Genomic DNA, 17,636 nt, shown 5'->3' on the forward strand with positions numbered 1-17,636 from the left:
ACCTTCCAACCAACGATATATCGTCGGGAAACAAAACTGCATTTCGTTGCGCGTCATCCGGGCGGTGATTTTATTTAATACTAAACCGATTTTCAGTGCCATTTCTGCCGATATTTGGTCCAATCAGCTGCTTCCGATATGCTCAAAACCCTCGCCCTGCTCAGCACATTCCTGTTGTCCGGCATCTGCGCTTCTGCCGAATACCTGGGTCCGTTCACCCCCAAGGACACCGCCCCTATCCTGGCCAGGTTCAAAAAAAGCAGACCCGATACCAGCCGTGTAATGCTGGCGATACAGCTGAGCGACCAGTACTACTATCGGGCTGGAAGAACTGACACGGATTTAAAGTATGCCTTATTCTATACGACAACTGCCCAAAAGCTGGCAAACGGGCTTCATTTTGAAAAAGGGCTTGCGCAGGTGTACTTCCAGCAAGGCGCAATTTTCGCGACATTGGATCGCCGGCCGGAGGGGAAAGCCGCGATCAATAAAGCAATCATCCTGTTTACCAAACAACATGATTACCGGATGTTGGGAGAAACCTATTTCCGGCTCGCCAGCTATTTGTCTTTGACGGAAACCGAAATTCAGGAAAGAATCAAGTACACGAATTTGTCCCTGGAAGCATTTCGGAAAGCACAGCTGCCGGCGAAAGAAGCAGCGGTTTTGGAAGCACTCGGAGAGCTTTATTATATCGATGGAAACAACGAAGCAGCCCTGCCCACGCTGAAACAATCCCTGCGCACATATCAGTCGGCAAAGCATAACCGGCTGATGGGTATTTATGATCTCCTGGGTGCATTATATACAGAATTGGGGTCACCTTATGAGGGTATCAAATATGAAATGCTTGCGCTTCGGAATGCCAAGGAATTGGAGGATTCGTCCTTGTATCTGGCGACGATTTACAACCGCATTGGTATGACACATTTCGAATTATTCGATTACAGAAAGGCGGTTGATAATTATTCGAATGCATTAAACATTGCAAACAACTACAAAGATATTTCCACTATTCAAATCGTTTCAACCAATTTGGCGCATGCCTATTTGAAACTCAAAGACGGATATAAAGCACTTCGAATCCTGGATGATTTGGAAAGGAAATACGCATCCGATGACATTGATTATAAATTTTGGGTATACCGAATTTACGTCGACACATACCGATACCTGGGCCAGCAAGCCAAGGCTGTAAAATATATTGATACTATTGCTGAAATGGCCGAAAAACCTTCTCCCAGCACCGAATTCAGCGAGAAGATTTATCATTTTCTCACCGAATTTTATATGACAACCGGTGACTTTGCAAAAGCAGAAAAGTATGTCAGGTTGCATAAAGCAATTGCCGACAGACGCAAATACACGCAGATGACCTACCTGAATTTGCTCTGGCAATCCAAACTGGATTCCGTCAGTCGGCAATACCTTCCTGCCTTGGCACATTACCAGCAATATAGCGCAATACGGGATTCAGTTTTTAATCAAGCAAAAAGTCGGCAGATCAATCAATTGGAAATCATCTACGAAACCGAAAAGAAGGAAGAGAACATCGCCCTCCTGAAAAAGGAATCGGCCCTTCAACAAAACATGTTGCAGCAAGCTTCTCTCAATCAAGACATTACCTACGTCAGCATTGCATTGCTGCTCATTATTATCGGGCTTTTGTTTTACGGATACAGGCTAGTCCGAAAAAATAACAAAGCGATGGCTGCCCGCCAGGAAGAGATCAACACGAAGAATATCTCACTCGGAAGATTACTAACCGAAAAAGAATGGCTGATGAAAGAAATCCATCACCGGGTGAAAAACAACCTGCACATGATTGTGGGTTTATTGGAAAGTCAGTCGGAATATCTGAAAGGCGACGAGGCGAAAATGGCCCTGGCGGAAAGTGAGCACCGGATCCAGTCGATGTCTATGATCCACCAGAAATTGTACCAGACGGATAATCTTAGTTCCATCGAAATTTCACCCTACATTCATGAATTGGTACAGTACCTGAAAGACAGTTTTGAAAGCAAATGTCCGGTCACTTTTCACTTGGATATCGACCGACTTGAAATGAATATCAGCCACTCCATTCCGCTGGGATTAATATTGAATGAAGCCATTATCAACTCACTCAAATATGCTTTCCCCGATTGTTCGACCGGCAGAATCGATGTTCTTTTTAAAGAAATGAAACCCGGCCGTTTTATGCTGACTATTTCGGATAATGGTACCGGACTGGCTCCGAATTTCAATGTGAATAAAATTAATTCATTTGGGTTGACCCTGATAAAAGGACTGTGCGAAGAACTGGACGGGCAATTGGAAATCATAAATAATAATGGAACAACTATTCAGGTGAGCTTCGATTACATTTCAGAAGAAAAGCAGGTGGCGCAATATGCTATGATATAATGCAGAAATATGAATAAGAAAATACTCATCGTTGAAGACCAGTTTATCGAGGCCAATCACCTGCGCATCATGCTGCAGCGCGCAGATTATGAAGTTTGCAGCGTAGCACGTTCCGTGGAGCAGGCGGAGGAAATCATTGAAAATGAACGCCCCGACCTGGTTTTGCTGGATATTTTCCTGACCGGAAAAAGAACTGGCATTGACCTGGCCGTGCAGCTGCGGGAAACCAACATTCCGTTTATTTATCTTTCTGCCAATTCCAATGAAGAAGTCCTGAATGCGGCCAAAGCAACCCACCCCAATGGATTTCTGGTCAAACCGTTCCGGGAAAAAGATTTGCTGGTAGCGCTGCAAATTGCACATTACCACCACGAAAACGGCCTGGAATCGCAGCTTAGGAAGGAAACTTTGCTGCAAACCCAACTGGCAAATATTACCGCCGGACTGGCTGCCTGGGACCAGAAGCTGCTCATGACCGCGCAGGTTTTACAGCCTTTTATTTCGTTTGATCTCCTGGCCGTAGGTACGTCTGGAAATGCCGGCATGCCGGGCGGGATTATTTATTTTCTGCGAATTGGGTTTAATGAATATCAGGTGATAACCCAGGACGGGTTGCAAACGATCGCCAATCTGAAAAACGGCGAAATGGAGGCGCTGCAAGCTAAAACAATGCTAGCACCAGATATTGCATTTTACAATAATGAGCATTTCAAGCTCGTCACTTCCGTCCCGACCATGCGCAAGCTGATCGCTGATACTTTCGGCATGCATTCCCTGCTTGAACTCCCGCTGCCGGTGACCTCGGCGCACGATAGCCCGTTTTCCTTTTCATTTTACAGCCGGCGCGACGATGTTTACGCCGCACATCACCGGGCACTTTGCCAGCGTATCCGGCCATTTTTGCAGCTGGCAAAACGAAGTATGTACCAGGCAGAGCCCGTCGCTGCGCCTGTCGGCCACATTAACCTGCCAGCCAGCTCCCCAAATTCGGTTTTCAGCGGGATTATTGGCCGCAGCCCGCAGCTTACGGAAGTTTTTGAGCTCATCAGCCAGGTCGCGCCGGTAGATACTTCGGTGCTGATCACCGGCGAAAGCGGGACTGGAAAAGAGCGGATCGCCGACAGCATTCATGCACTTTCGCCCCGAAAAAACCAGCCGCTGATCAAGGTAAATTGCGCAGCTTTACCCGCCAACCTCATTGAATCCGAATTGTTTGGTCATGAAAAAGGTGCATTTACAGGTGCTCTGGAAAAGCGGATCGGAAGGTTTGAACAAGCAAATCATGGTAGTATTTTCCTCGATGAAATCGGCGATATGCCGCTGGAAACGCAGGTGAAGCTGCTGCGGGTCTTGCAGCAAAAAGAAATTGAACGCATTGGCGGAAAGGCGCCGGTAAAAGTGAATATCCGCATCATTGCCGCTACGAATCGGAACCTGGAAAAAGAAGTGGCCGAGGGCCGTTTTCGCCTCGACCTATATTACCGGCTCAATGTATTTCCGATCCGGCTGCCATCCCTGGCGGAGCGGAAAGATGATATTCCACTGCTGGTCAATCACTTTGTTCAGATTTATTCCAAAAAAACAGGAAAGAAAATATCCGGCGTGTCCGATAAGGCCATTAAAAATCTGATGGCCTACAACTGGCCGGGTAACATTCGCGAGCTGGAAAACCTGATCGAAAGAAGCGTTTTACTTGCCAAAAATGACCTGATCGACCACATTCCTCTGCCCACGCAGCAATCGCAAAAAATTTCCGAAAAAGCCGAAGAATCGCGCCTGAAAACCATTTTCGAAAACGAGCGCGACTACATTATCGAAGTCTTGAAACGATGCAACGGCCGGATCCGTGGAGCGGACGGCGCCGCGGCAATCCTGAATATCCCCCCAACTACGCTTGGCTCAAAAATGAAAAAGCTGGGGATCAGGCGGGATTTCAGTATTTAGTGTAGCGAATTTGAAGTTTCCCTACTCGGTTTTCAGCGCCTCTATGGGATTGGATTTGGCGGCGCGGATGGTTTGCAAAAAAACCGTGAGCACACCAATAAATAAAGCGAGACTTGCAGCGGCGATAAAAATCGTCCACTGGATATCAATCCGGTTTGCAAAATCCTGCAACCACTGCTCCATACCATACCAGGCAAGCGGCGAGGCAATAATCGCAGCGACGAGAATGAGGAGGATAAAATCGCGGGAAAGTAGCATAGCAATGCCGGATACCGACGCGCCCAGCACTTTTCGGATGCCAATTTCCTTGGTCCGCTGCTTCACCATTAACGCCGCCAGACTGAACAAACCCAACGCAGAAATCGCAATCGCCAGCAAAGCAAACGATGTAAAAATGGAAGCCAGACGGTTTTCCGACGCATATAGTTTTTGCAGGTTATCGTCGGCAAAAGTGTATTCAAAGGCCTTATCAGGAAAAAATTCTTTCCAGGTTTTTTCAATGTAGGCAATGCTTTCGGGAATGTTCCGGTTGTTGACGCGGACATAAGTGGTGGTGCTGAACCAGGATTTTTTTGGTTTATAAACCAGCAGCGGGCTGGCTTCCTTCAAGGTCGTCACCTGGAAATCCCTCACTACACCAATCACCGTACCCTGCAAAGCCCCAAGCCGGATCACTTCATTGACGGGATTTTTCAGCCGCAGCGCTTTTGCCAGACTTTGCGTGATGACGATCGGGTTTTGATACAGCAGTTCGTCGGCCAGTTTTTTGTTTGATTTTGCAGATGCCACGGAAACAAGGGAATCATAATTTAGATAATCACCGGGAAATTTCTTCGAAAAACTGCGGCCACCTTCCACTTTGATGCCCATCGTCGCGGGAAAGTCCATATCTGCATAAACGAAACCGAAATGCAGTCGCCGGGTGCTGTCGAGCGGGTCGGGCATACTCGATGAATTTCCGATCCCGCCACCCAGATCCAGCTCTGCGAAACTGGCGGCAGTAATGTTGGGGTTATCCAGCAATTTTTTCTTGAATGCCTCCGGACTATTTTGCAAATGGATCGACGGCAAGAGGAGCAAATGTTGTTTATTAAATCCCAGAGGCCGATTATGAAATAAATTCAGCTGCTGCCAGACGATCATGGTAGCGACGATAAGGACAATCGAAATGCCAAATTGGAATACAATTAAAACTTTTCTGAGACTGAAACTGATCTTCAAACCGCCGCTGCGGTCTTTCAAAATACTGGCAGGCTGCATCCGGCTTAAAAACAGGGCAGGATATACACCCGACAGTAACCCGGCCGCCAAGGCAATGATGAAAAACAATGAAATGTTCTGAAACGCAAACAAGCTGCTCACCAGCAAATTCACTTGCAGCATTTTGTTAAAAACAGGCAAAAGCAGGATGGAAATTACCACGGCAAGGACATTTGCGAAAACAAAAAACAGGAATGATTCGCCGATAAACTGTGATGCAAGCTGCCACCGGCCGCTACCCAAAGTTTTCCGAATGCCGACTTCCTTGACGCGCTGCAAAGCATGGGCGGTGGTCAGGTTGACATAGTTGATACACGCGATCACCAGGATCAGCAGCGCCGCGGTACCCAGCATATAGATGTAGCGAATGTCGCTCAGGTTCAGATTGAAGCTTGAAATTTTCCCGGCGCGCAAATGAATGTCCGTCAGGGGCAAAAGCCGGACATGCGTCGTTTTGCTGAGATGATACTTGGTAAGGGTTTTCTGCAGGCTAGCCTCCACCCGGGCAACATCCGCATTGGGCTTGAACCGAATATATTGTGGCACTGATGAATATGCCTGAAAATTAAGTGGCTGGTTTGAAACATGTCTGGCCAAAATGGCATCTCCCGTGAAGTGAGTATTGGCCGGAATGTCCTGGACAACCGCCGTCACCGTGTAGTAAGTCACGCTGCCGTTGTAGGAATTCCAGCTCATTGTTTTTCCAACCGGGTTTACTCCGGGATACAGCTTTTCCGCGGCTTGCCTGGTGAGCACAATGCCCGACTCGTCTTTCAAAGCAGTGGCCTTGTTACCTGTGACCATCCTCAGATCAAAAACACGGAAGAAATCCGGATTGACAAAGATGGCATTCAGCTCGACCGGCCGGTCGTTAACCAGATAAGTCATTTTATTAGAATACAATGCGGTGGACGATTCCACTTCAAAAAATTCGGCGGCCAATGTTTTGCCCAGCGGCTCCGGCGTCAGCGTCGTCCTTTCAGCCGGACTTGTCTCTTCTGACTCCATCACCATCTGGTAAATCCGGTCGGCATGCGGGAAATGTTTGTCAAAAGACAGCTCGTAGGTAATGTAGGCAATGATCAGCATCACGCTGGACAAGCCAACCGCCAGTCCTGCGAGGTTGATAAAAGAATAAACATGCCCTTTTCTAAAATTCCGGTACCCGATGGTGATGTAGTTTTTGATCATAGCTGCCTGACATTGATTAGCTTGTAAATCTCTGAGCCGGTGAAGGATACCGTTGACTTTGAACGTTTGCCGACAAGATCGGAAAAAATTATTTCAGATTTTTCAACCTGTGTCGCCACGTTTGATTTACGTTTTAATGTCCTGGGAAATATAGACAATCCAAGTTTGAATTGCCTTTTCCAACGAAAGTTGGTCTGTCACATTTCATCACTCACATTTCCCCAGCATGTTATGAAAATCTGTACACTTGCTTTTTTATTGCTGATCGCAGCATTTACATCTTACGCTGCCGAGCCCACGGGCGGCTATGTCCGAAAACCAGCAAACATTTCCGCCCCTGGTGATTCAAAGGCGGATCCGGCACCATTTAGCTTTTGTGTGGAAGCCGAGAAATCAAATGGCGACGGGCAGATTTCGGTCGACCCGAATGCTTCCGGCAACCTCACGCGCGGCCTCCGCGATTCACTGGATTATTTTGTTACCTATACGACCGACGTGCCTCACGCCGGGAAATACCTGATCACATTGCGCTATTTCAGCGAGCAGGATGCAAGGGTGAGTGTTTCGGTAAACAATCAATCTCTGATCTACGTCGACCTTCCATCGTCTGGTTCCTGGAACATTGCCTGGAAAGAGTACACTGTCGAAGTAAATTTGAGGGCAAGTACCAATTCGATCCGCATTAAGGAGCTTCCAGGATACAATGTAAAACAAGATAAAACCTGCTGGACCGAAAACGGGCCCAGTGATCCCGTTGTTGAAGCACCCGGCTGTGATTATGTTGTAAACACGTTGGTGAGCGATAATCATCCCGGCTGCGGGCAAGGAATCGGTTTCGCAGTTGAATGCGGCCAGGCTAATTGTACCGGTATTACCTATAAATGGACCGGACCGGGACTGGATGCTACCGGCACCAGCACCAGTTTTCTGGCACCCTCTCAAAACGGTGTTTACACATACACAAGAACTACTTCCAAAGCAGGCTGCCCTGACCAGACCAGCGACATTAAAATAACCATCACTGAATGTACGGATTCACCTTTCCGTGCCTGTATCGAAGCAGAGGAAGCTGGCGGAAACGGCCCTACTTCATCGGACCCCAATGCATCGGGCGGCAAAACGAGGGGCGGGCAGGACCGGGAAGATTATACGGTCAATTACGCCGTGCCATTTGTTTTGAATGAAGGCGCGCATGCCGTGACATTCCGTTACTACGCAGCAGCGAATACCGCCGTCGAGGTACGCATCAATGATGAAATATATCCTTATAAAATAGAGCTGCCGTCGTCCAACTCCTGGAACATTACACCTACCGAGTACACGGTTTTATTTGCTTTGAAAAAAGGGCTTAACCTAATTTTTGTGAAAGGATTGCCTGGTTACAGCCCCGTCCGGCACGACAAAATTTGCGTTGAACAAGTGCCTGGCCTATCCCCTTCCTGCGATTTCGATGTAACTGCCAGTGTCTCCACAACGATGCCCCAATGTGGTGAGCAAATGACTTTCAGCGCCAAATGCACCGGCCCGGATTGTGCTGGTATTTATTATAACTGGTATGGCGACAATGGTTTTGCGCGCTATACACAAACGTTCGATGTTGCGGCTCCTGTGGCCAACGGTTCTTACAATTATAGCGTATCCGCCGGAAAAGACGGATGTGCGGATAAAGTGATCTTCGTTCCATTTACAGTAAGTGGATGTGGCGGCGGTGAGCAGGAACCATTCAGCGCCTGCGTGGAAGCGGAACATTCAGCCAGCAACGGACCAGACTCCGATGACCCGAATGCATCAAACGGCCAGACCCGCGGGGCACAAAATAATTATGATTATTATGTTGATTATCAGCTGCCGGAAATTACCAAAGCCGGTTATTTCCCTGTGACGCTGCGGTATTACGCGGAGGGCAATGCGCAGGTGAGTATTTCAGTCAATGGTACCGAGGTAATCCCGACCCTCAACCTGGCCCCGACTTACAGCTGGAACATTGTCACGCGCGAAGAAACATTCTACATCACGCTCTTTGAAGGTATCAACACGATCCGCATTCAAGGCTTGCCCGGCACGCCTGTCCGCCAGGATAAAATTTGTGTCGGTGCGGATCAGAATGTATATAATGCCCGGATGGCAGCGCCCGAAGCTCTGGAAATGCAGCGAGACGCGCATGCCCTGCAAACCTACCCCAATCCGGCCCCAGGCGAATTCAAAGCCATATTTGACTTACCTACCGGTACCTCAGGGATCATGCGGGTGATGGATACGCAGGGCCGCATGTGGCATGAGCGCGCCGTGCAAGGCAAAGGCGCGCACGACGAGCGCATCACTTTACCCAATGCCCCGGCAGGGATTTATATGTTGCAGTTGAAAAAACCGGATTCCGTAGAGACGAAAAAAGTTTTGATCACACATTAAGTTTTCTGTTTAATAAAAAATCGGTTGTCTGAACATTCAGGCAACCGATTTTTATATTTATCCAAAAAGCTGCTCTCTGATCTCGGACTCGCGTCCTTCAACGAAATGTTTGTCCCCGTTTTTAAGCATGACGAGGCTGAATCGCATATCCGCATCAGGAATGATTTCCTCCACTTCCTCTGCCGAAAAATCGACGGTATCTTCTTCGTCCTTTATTTTAAATGTCATGGTTATATTTTTTTCCTCCGCAGGTTGAAAAAACTTTGCCACGGGACGCGCTCAGCATTTCTTAAACCTTCTCAGCCCAAACCGACACCGAGCCGTCTTTGACCGGAAATTCCGCCCAGCCTTCTTCGCCGATCGTGATTTCATGATCAAAATGACCGAGGTAGTCTACGAAGGTTTTGCCGGTGTGCTGGGGGTCAAGTTGCATGTTTCTGGCGTTATCTCCCTGGATGGAAAGTACTACTGCGCAGCCGGAATGTTCGTGCTCGTCATCGCCGGAACGCACCCAGCCAATGCTCTCCTGAGATTCGAAATAATCGGTTTGCGGGCCATAGGCAATGTTTTTGCGGACGTAAAGCAATGTTTCTAACTTATCCAATTTTTCCAGCGTAATGTCGTGCGACTCGCCGTCATTCCCTTTATCGGTATAAGTCGAACCGTACAAATCGGTGTAAAATACGCAGGGATAACCCGCCTCCCGCAGCAAGATCAAGGCGTAAGCCAGCGGCCGGAACCATTGTTCTACGGTTTGTTCAAGCGATTGCAGCGGCTGCGTATCGTGGTTTTCGACGAGCGTCACCGCCAGCTGTGGATGCGTCTGAACCAGCGTATTTTCAAAAATTGACCGCAGATCAAAATTCTCGCGTTCCTTGGAAGCCTTGAAGAAATTGGCTTGCAGCGGTGCATCGAACAAGGAAATTCTTCCGCCCGTCGATTCAATGTATGCGTGCATCGAAGGCAGATCGTAAGGTGCCCAGTACTCTCCTACCGTATAAAATTCCTTGTTATATTTTCCCCGCAAATGGTCCAGCCACTCGTTGAAAAACTGCGGGTCCATGTGCTTGATCGCATCGAGGCGAAACCCGTCCATGCCTACAGTTTCGTAAAACCATTCACCCCACCGTTTCAATTCCTCCCGGACCGCCGGATTTCTAAATTCAATATCCGAAAGCATCAGGTAATCATAGTTCCCGTTTTCAAGGTCCAGCACATCCTGCCAGCCTTCACCGTATTGGTTTTGAATGCTGTAAATGGCAGTTTCCTGGGTCGAAGCATTGTAATCCACGCCGGAAAAACACTGGTAATCCCATACAAACTCAGAATATTGGCCCTGCCGGCCAGGAAATGTGAAGCGGGTATAAGCTTCTATTTCTTTTGGTTCACCGGCAAATTCATTCCGGTTGTCGGGCGTTACTTCACGTACGGTCACCACTTCCTTTTCGTCGGCGCCGCCCATGTGGTTGAGCACCACGTCGGCATACACATTCAACCCCGCTTCCTGCCCGCTTTTAACAGCCGCAAGGAACTCGGCTTTCGTACCATATTTGGTTCTGACTGAGCCTTTTTGATCAAACTCTCCCAGATCATATAAGTCGTAAGAATCGTAACCGGAGGCCTGGTCGCCGGCCATTCCTTTGTGAGCGGGCGGCAGCCAGACGGCGTCAAACCCCAATGATTTTAAACGTTGCGCTTCTGCTGCAAAATGGTTCCACAGACTTCCGTCGGCCGGATAATACCATTCAAAAAATTGCAGCATTGTAAAATTTTCCACAGAACACTGATTGTGATGAATAATGCGGGTAATGTTACCCTTGATACCAATTCATCCAATTACTATGCCGATTTTTCCCCGGCACGAATTTCACCGGGATTTTTACCATAATAAACACTCTGCGGCGGCAGGGCAAACGTGATGCCGCTGCCGGTGATCACTTCCACCATTTTTAAAAGCAACTCTTCCTGGACTTCCAGAAAAACATCCATATCTGCGGTGTCCACATACGAGAAAACTTCCACCCGCATGCCATTGACACCCACTTCGATCAGGCGCACGCGGGCCGGGGTTTCCAGCACGCGGGGATGGGTTTGCAACACGCGGCGCAGGTCAGGGATCAGATTCCGGATTTGCTCGGGGGTTGTTTCGAGGCTTAAAACGAAGATCGGGTGGTACCAGAAACGTTCGCGGTAAGCGTAATTTTCAATTTTTAAAGACGAAAGTTCGCCATTTGGGATGGTGACGACAGTGCGGTCATTTGTCCTCACCTGCGTTGCCCGCATCCCGATCCGCTCGATGGTGCCTGTAATGTCGCCGATTTTGCAAAAATCTCCGATCCGCACCGGCTGGTCGGCAATGATCGTGACGCTCCCGACGAAGTTTTCGACTGTTTTTTGCGTACCCAATGCCAGCGCAATACCACCGATCCCAAGCGCCGCAATACCCGTGGTAACATTAAAACCGATGGTATCCAGGATAATGATGGCGCCCACCACAACCAGCGCAATTTTCAAGGCGCGACGAAGAAAAAGGATCGCAGAAACTGCCGACTGGTTTCGCTGGCGGGCCATTCTTTTTTCACTCAAAATACCCACCACATCCAGCAGCTGCCAGATCAGCAGGATCACGGCTACCATTCCGACGATCAACGTAATGTTGCTGAAACGCTGCCGCACCACCAGCGAAATGCCAATTTTCTGACTGAATTCGATAAAAAACCAGATCGCCAGGTAGAGCTGCACCGGCAAAGAAAATGCCCGGATCACGCCGAAATAAGGTTCCTGACCTGCTTTTTTATAAATTTTGGTAGTTAAAAAAATTAAAACCCGCGCCACTCCAAAAGCCAGCAGATACGAGACGATCAGCAAGATCACCGAGGCAAGCCAATGTGCGATCGGCGCAGCGCCCCACTGGTTTTTTTGTAAAAATTTCGGTGCAACATCGCTGATCAAGGTGCTCGTTTCGAGCTCATCGGTATCTGCGGGGATGCGTTCGATGGTTTGCGTGGAAAAAAGCCAGATCGGGTAGCCCTGCTTGTCGAGGGTACTTTCCAGGATCAGGTCAAAGGATTCATTATCAATGGTAATCGCGCCGATGCGGTCGAGGTTAGGGCCAAGATTATCATCGGTTTTCCCTTCCGGCTCGTTGCTGATCCAGGAATAAGGGTAAATGCGCCCGTTGACTTCCAGCAGTGCCTGCAAAGCCTTGGCCTGCCACACGGTATTCTGTTTTTTCCGAAGTGCCGGATCGCGCCGGAGGTAAAGTGCGGCCTTTTTATAGTTGTTCTGATAACTCGCTTTCAAGAATCCATCGACCGTCCCGCGCGGCGTACGACGACCCAGAGAATCAGGCGGATAAACCTGCGCGGCACGCTTCACCGTATCTTCCGGGATTGAAGGGAGCTGGGCAAGAGCGGTTGAAAAAGTGGTGCAAAAAAGGAGGAACCAAATCAGCAGAGGCTGTTTGGGCATATTTGTAATTTGTTTGAAAGCCATTGTGGAAAGCAACATTGAGATTTTAAAAAAACAAAAATCTTTTCATAAGGTAACCTCTAACCATGCGTCGCTCGTTCCTTCCCGGCCGGATCTGCACTATTTTTTCTGCTGATCATGCCCATTATTTGAAAAACCCGATTTCTGTGCCTTATTTTGTCTACTTAATTTATAGACTTAGTGTTAAAATGCTTGAAAATCTATTGCTACTCAGGAAAAAAAGACCTGCACTGCTCTTGCAGATTGCCTTCGCGGCATTGATGAGCTTACACGTAAGTGCCCAGAATGTTGTGAAAGGTACCGTGACGGCCGAAAGTGACAAAGGGACGTTGCCGGGCGTGAATGTGGTCATCAAAAACTCACAAACCGGTACCACCACCGACGTCGATGGCAAGTACGAACTTACTGCCGGCAGCGATGCCATCCTTGTTTTCTCGGGGATCGGTTACGTTACCAGAGAGGTGCAGGTAAAAGGCCAGAGCACCATCGACGTGGCGCTGGCGGCGGATACCCGGCAGCTCGACGAGCTGGTGGTGGTAGGTTATGGTACCCAAAAACGCAATGCGCTGACCAATTCGGTTTCGACGATCAATGGTGATCAGATCACCCGCAGGCCGGTTTCCAACATTCAGCAATCGTTTCAGGGACTGATGCCTGGGGTGACGGTGCTGGACCAGGGCGGGTCGCCGGGGAAATCGAATACCAACATTCGCGTCCGTGGGATCACGACATTCAACATTAACGGCAGCAGTACCAGCGGGTTTGATCTGGGCAAAAACGATGCGCTGGTCATCGTTGACGGGATAGAGCAGCGGCTGAGCGACATTAACCCGGACGATATCGAGTCGGTTTCGGTTTTGAAAGATGCTTCCTCGACGGCGATTTACGGTTCACGCGCCACAAATGGTGTGATTCTCATCACGACAAAAAGGGCGAAAGGCGGCAAAGTGCAGGTGGATTACCACGGCTACTACGCGATCCAGAAATCCAACAATGTGCCTAAAATGATGGGGATCGAGGCTTACATGCGTGAGCAGGTGGCGGCTTACACCAATGCGGGTGTGACCTTGCCGGCGCGTTTTACGGAGGAGTCGATCCAGGCTTATGTGAATGCGACGGATCGCGAGAAGTATCCGCTGCCCAACAACTGGTTTGAAACCATGCTCCGCGCCGCGCCGCAGCAAAACCACACGATTTCGGTTGCCGGCGGGAATGAAACTTTGCGCACAAGACTCAGCGTGCGCTACCAGGACCAGGATGGGGTGATTGCAGGTTATTCCAATACAATCGGCGAATTCAGGCTGAATTCGGATTACACGGTTTCGAAAAGGATCCGCGTGAGCGGCGACATTAACTATCGCTACGCCAAGGCGATCAACCCGACGGTGAATAATACCGATCCCAACCCTCAACCGCTGAATAACTTTTTTCACGGCACATTATGGGCGGTACCAAAATATGCAGACGGAACATACGGGCTGAGTACGCAGGGAAATAACCCTTTGATGTTCAACGAAATCGGCGGACAGTCAAGGCAAAATACGGATTACCTGGCAGGATATGTCAAGGCGGAAATCGACATTCTGGACGGTCTGACATTCTCGACGCAGATTGCCGGACGTGGTAATTTTATTTACCAAAAAAACTTCACGAACTCCTACACCAACACCGACAAAAACACCAACATTACCAAAACGGTGGCGATCAACTCGCTTAAAGAAGTGCGGAATACATTGCGCGAGTACACGATCAACAACTTGCTGACTTATGATAAAGGCTTTGGCGACCATCATTTGAAGGCTTTGGTGGGTTACTCGCAGATCGGCAACACTCAGACAAATCTCTGGGCTTCCCGCGAGCGTTTTTATAATAATGACATTGGCTCGATTGGCCAGGGTGCGAACGACGGTACTAAAAGCAATGATGGAAATGATGCGAAATACGGTCTCCGCTCATTTTTTGGCCGGGTTAATTATGATTTTCAGGAAAAATATTTGTTCGAGGCGAATGGTCGCTACGATGGTTCTTCCAAGTTTACCGGCAACAAACAATACAGCTTTTTCCCTTCTTTCTCGGCCGGCTGGCGGATTTCGAAGGAAGGCTTCTGGGACGGGCTGAGCAAAACGGTGAATGACCTGAAACTTCGCGGCTCGTGGGGGATTACCGGAAACCAGTCGGTGGATCTGTACAGCTACTACTCGGCGCTGCGGGCGGCGGGCTATACCTTCGGCGGCACTTCCGTGCAGGGTTATCGTCCGACGACTTTGTCGAACACCAATCTCGGCTGGGAATCGACAACGCAGCTTGACCTGGGAATCGACGCAGCATTTTTACATAACAAGCTGACATTGACGGCTGATTACTACCGCAAACTCACCGACGACATTCTGCTGAACCTCGACATTCCAGCCACGATCGGCTTGACGGCGCCTCCGCAAAACGCTGGTTCCGTGGAAAATAAAGGCTGGGAATTCAGCTTAAACTATCGTGGTACGCCCGCAGCCAGCAGCTTCCGCTACTCGGTCGGCGGCAATTTGAGCATAAATGAAAACAAGGTGACCGACCTCAAAGGTACCGGTCCCTACATTACCGGCTCCGACATTGACCCGCGCTACATTATTGCCAAAGGTTTGCCGATCAACACCTTATGGGGATATCAAACAGCAGGACTGTTCCAAAGCGAGCAGGAAATTGCAGAATACAAGGCGACTTACGCCGCCAATACCAAGCCGGGCGACGTAAAATATGTGGACCGGAACGGCGACGGCAAGATCAATGCGGACGATATGACGGTGATCGGGAATTCGTTTCCGAAGTACACTTTCGGTCTGAATGGTGATTTTTCTTACAAAAATTTCGACCTGAACATTCTCTTCCAGGGCGCGGCGAAAGTAGATGCGCGACTGGCCGGAGCGCTGGCCGAAATGGGTAACCAGGAAGGTTTTACCCACGAAATTTACACCAACAATTACTGGACACCGACCAACACGGACGCTCGTTTTCCAAGACCATTAAAGTTTGATCTGCGGAATGTGGCGACTTCCGACCGCCTCGTGATCGACGGTTCTTATCTGCGCCTGAAAAATGTGCAGCTGGCCTACAACATTCCGGGTGACGTCGTGAAAAAGCTGCATCTGGCCCGCGTGCGCGTGTATACTTCGGCCACCAACCTGCTAACATTCTCGAAACTGAACGAGTGGAACCTCGATCCCGAGGTACCGTCGGGACGCGCGGTTTACTTTCCGCAAACTGCCCTGTACACGTTCGGTCTGAACCTCCAATTTTAATTTATCATGAAAATCAAGCATATACAATACTTCTTTTTTGCCGCGGCAGCCACATTTGCACTGGCTTCCTGCGACGCGGACCTGCTCGAAACCGCGCCCAATGACCGCCTTTTGGAAAATCTTTTCTGGAAATCGGAAGGTGATGCGCGGCTGGCCGTAAACGCCATTTACACCGACCTGGATTCTACCAATATTTTTTCGTGGGACGGCGTGACAGACATTGCGCATACCAACCAAAGCTTCAACATTGACGCTTACATTGAGGCGGGCAGCTACGACGCGACGAGCTCCAAAGTTTACAGCGAGTGGCGCAAAGCCTATCGTGGGATCCGCGCTTCCAATTATTTCCTGGAAAACGTTGATAAAATCCCAAGCACTAACACGGCGCTGATCAATCAGTTTAAAGGCGAAGCCAGGGTTTTGCGGGCTTATCAGTATATCAAGCTGGCCGGATTGTATGGTAATGTTCCGCTGGTAACCAGCACTTTGACCATCGATGAAGGCCGCGCACTGACGAATTCGACTACTGAGCAGGTTTGGGATTTTGTTGAAAAGGAACTGACCGAATCCGCGCCGCTGCTGCCTCTCACTTACGGCGCTGCCGACAAAGGCAGGATCACAAAAGGTGCTGCCCTGGGCCTGCTCGCCCGCGCCGAATTGTACGCAGGCCGATACGCTAAAGCGGCCGACGCGGCCGACCAGGTGATGAAGCTGGGTGTATATGGTTTGTATGAATCTTATGAAAAACTGTTCACTTACGCGGCCGAAAACAACAAGGAAGTGATTCTGGATAAGCAGTTTGTGAAGGATGTTTATCCTAACAATGTGTTCGTTTTCCTCGGACCTTATAGTCAGAAAAACAGCCAGAGCACCTACGTGCCGACCAAGGCGCTGGTGGATATGTATGAAACCACGGCCGGAAAACGCATTACGGATGCAGGCAGCGGCTATAATCCTGCCAAACCGTACGAAGACCGCGACCCGCGTCTGAAATTCTCCATTTTTCTTGATGGCGATCCGCTCCCGAGCGGCATTAATTTCCAGCCGAAACCCAACAGTGGCACGGCGGATGCGATCGGCAGTACCTACATTGCCTCTACAACCGGTTTTAACATTAAAAAATACATCAACCCAGAAGATTTTGCGAACCCGGCAAATGGTGGTATCAACATTATATTGCTGCGTTATGCCGAAGTGTTGCTGACTTACGCAGAAGCAAAAATTGAGCTGAACCAGATCGATGCGAGTGTTTTGGCCGCGATCAACCTGGTAAGAAATGGCCGCACGGATGTGAAGCAGCCCGCTGTAAAAGCAACAACCCAGGCAGCCCTGCGCGAGATTGTTCGCCACGAGCGGACGGTGGAGCTAGCCTTTGAGGGGCAGCGGTTGTTTGATATCCGGAGATGGAAAATCGGCGAAACGGTGATGCCGGGAGCAGTCTACGGAATCACTTATACCGACGCAGCAGGTAAGCTGGTGACGGTGCAAGCCGCTACTTCGAACCGGGTTTTTGATCCCGCCAGACATTATCTTTGGCCTATCCCGCAAAAAGAGCGTGACCTGAATCCAAATTTGAAACAAAATCCCAACTGGTAACGCGGGCGCCGGCGTCGCGCCGGTGCCGTCTATTATCCGACGTCCACGTCG

At 49.3% G+C, this 17,636-nt stretch carries 9 protein-coding genes; 5 read left to right on the forward strand and 4 right to left on the reverse strand.

Annotated elements, in window-relative coordinates:
• Nucleotides 1–138: 138 nt before the first annotated feature.
• On the forward strand, nucleotides 139–2,406 hold the full coding sequence (locus FEN17_RS07520; protein ID WP_138364652.1) for a tetratricopeptide repeat-containing sensor histidine kinase: 2,268 nt from the start codon (nucleotides 139–141) through the stop codon (nucleotides 2,404–2,406).
• A 9-nt stretch (nucleotides 2,407–2,415) separates the two neighbouring features.
• On the forward strand, nucleotides 2,416–4,350 hold the full coding sequence (locus FEN17_RS07525; RefSeq protein ID WP_138364653.1) for a sigma 54-interacting response regulator: 1,935 nt from the start codon (nucleotides 2,416–2,418) through the stop codon (nucleotides 4,348–4,350).
• A 21-nt stretch (nucleotides 4,351–4,371) separates the two neighbouring features.
• On the opposite strand, the gene FEN17_RS07530 is transcribed toward FEN17_RS07525, so the two are convergent.
• Nucleotides 4,372–6,801 (reverse strand): ABC transporter permease, encoded by a 2,430-nt coding sequence (locus tag FEN17_RS07530; RefSeq protein ID WP_138364654.1) that lies wholly within the window; start codon nucleotides 6,799–6,801, stop codon nucleotides 4,372–4,374.
• 231 nt (nucleotides 6,802–7,032) lie between these two features.
• Between FEN17_RS07530 and FEN17_RS07535 the strand changes: the two genes are divergently transcribed.
• On the forward strand, nucleotides 7,033–9,210 hold the full coding sequence (locus tag FEN17_RS07535; RefSeq protein WP_138364655.1) for a T9SS type A sorting domain-containing protein: 2,178 nt from the start codon (nucleotides 7,033–7,035) through the stop codon (nucleotides 9,208–9,210).
• 57 nt (nucleotides 9,211–9,267) lie between these two features.
• Here the strand turns inward: FEN17_RS07535 and FEN17_RS27245 are convergent, their stop codons facing one another.
• From FEN17_RS27245 to FEN17_RS07545, 3 genes are all read right to left on the reverse strand, one after another.
• Entirely contained in the window at nucleotides 9,268–9,438 is a 171-nt protein-coding gene (locus FEN17_RS27245) for a hypothetical protein (RefSeq protein WP_171037867.1), read from the reverse strand.
• Nucleotides 9,439–9,499: 61 nt separating this feature from the next.
• The gene (locus FEN17_RS07540) at nucleotides 9,500–10,987 is read right to left on the reverse strand and encodes an alpha-amylase (RefSeq protein ID WP_138364656.1); all 1,488 of its coding nucleotides are present in this window, start codon (nucleotides 10,985–10,987) and stop codon (nucleotides 9,500–9,502) included.
• Nucleotides 10,988–11,049: 62 nt separating this feature from the next.
• Nucleotides 11,050–12,681, reverse strand: coding sequence for a mechanosensitive ion channel family protein (locus FEN17_RS07545; RefSeq protein ID WP_138364657.1), 1,632 nt, complete (start codon nucleotides 12,679–12,681; stop codon nucleotides 11,050–11,052).
• A 209-nt stretch (nucleotides 12,682–12,890) separates the two neighbouring features.
• Here FEN17_RS07545 and FEN17_RS07550 point away from each other — a divergent pair, with 209 nt between their 5' ends.
• Together FEN17_RS07550 and FEN17_RS07555 are read left to right on the forward strand one after the other, a co-directional pair.
• Nucleotides 12,891–15,989 (forward strand): SusC/RagA family TonB-linked outer membrane protein, encoded by a 3,099-nt coding sequence (locus tag FEN17_RS07550; protein WP_138364658.1) that lies wholly within the window; start codon nucleotides 12,891–12,893, stop codon nucleotides 15,987–15,989.
• 6 nt (nucleotides 15,990–15,995) lie between these two features.
• A complete protein-coding gene (locus FEN17_RS07555; RefSeq protein WP_138364659.1) occupies nucleotides 15,996–17,585 on the forward strand; it encodes a RagB/SusD family nutrient uptake outer membrane protein in 1,590 nt (529 codons plus the stop codon).
• Nucleotides 17,586–17,636: the final 51 nt, after the last annotated feature.

This window comes from Dyadobacter luticola (assembly GCF_005860805.1).
Classification (GTDB): Bacteria; Bacteroidota; Bacteroidia; order Cytophagales; family Spirosomataceae; genus Dyadobacter; species Dyadobacter luticola.

Bases quoted from the DNA above. Each gene is read 5' to 3' on its own strand.
- FEN17_RS07555 (WP_138364659.1), top strand. From the start codon at position 15,996: ATGAAAATCAAGCATATACAATACTTCTTTTTTGCCGCGGCAGCCACA.
- FEN17_RS27245 (WP_171037867.1), bottom strand. From the start codon at position 9,438: ATGACATTTAAAATAAAGGACGAAGAAGATACCGTCGATTTTTCGGCA.
- FEN17_RS07545 (WP_138364657.1), bottom strand. From the start codon at position 12,681: ATGCCCAAACAGCCTCTGCTGATTTGGTTCCTCCTTTTTTGCACCACT.
- FEN17_RS07550 (WP_138364658.1), top strand. From the start codon at position 12,891: ATGCTTGAAAATCTATTGCTACTCAGGAAAAAAAGACCTGCACTGCTC.
- FEN17_RS07525 (WP_138364653.1), top strand. From the start codon at position 2,416: ATGAATAAGAAAATACTCATCGTTGAAGACCAGTTTATCGAGGCCAAT.
- FEN17_RS07530 (WP_138364654.1), bottom strand. From the start codon at position 6,801: ATGATCAAAAACTACATCACCATCGGGTACCGGAATTTTAGAAAAGGG.
- FEN17_RS07535 (WP_138364655.1), top strand. From the start codon at position 7,033: ATGAAAATCTGTACACTTGCTTTTTTATTGCTGATCGCAGCATTTACA.
- FEN17_RS07520 (WP_138364652.1), top strand. From the start codon at position 139: ATGCTCAAAACCCTCGCCCTGCTCAGCACATTCCTGTTGTCCGGCATC.